Consider the following 318-nt stretch of genomic DNA (forward strand, 5'->3'; position numbering starts at 1 on the left):
CTCCAGAACGACAATGCTCAACCGCCCGAAACACATAAAGAGCCTTTCTGTTAACCTTGGGCATGCGAACGGCCTGTTCGGCGAGATTGTTGGTGAAGGGGACGTGGTGATCGGTGGCGAAGCGCCAGACATCATCGGCGTAGTGGCGCAGGCGGAGCAGGAGGTTTGCTGTTTTACTCTGTCGTGTTCGCCCGCGTTTCCCCGATTTCGGGGCGAGCGGATTCAAGGCTTCACCTTCGGCGAGCAGGTCTGCGTAACGGGCACGCAAGCTGGCGATTCGTTGCCTGGGCAATGGACCGCCCAGTTCGTTGACCTCGC

At 59.4% G+C, this 318-nt stretch carries 1 protein-coding gene; it reads left to right on the top strand.

Going from position 1 to position 318, the window contains the following annotated elements; translation table 11 throughout:
- Window positions 1-13: 13 nt before the first annotated feature.
- The coding region (locus CAPSK01_RS04975; protein ID WP_273703116.1) for a hypothetical protein at window positions 14-318 on the top strand (305 nt) is incomplete at its 3' end.

This window comes from Candidatus Accumulibacter vicinus (assembly GCF_000584955.1).
Classification (GTDB): Bacteria; Pseudomonadota; Gammaproteobacteria; order Burkholderiales; family Rhodocyclaceae; genus Accumulibacter; species Accumulibacter vicinus.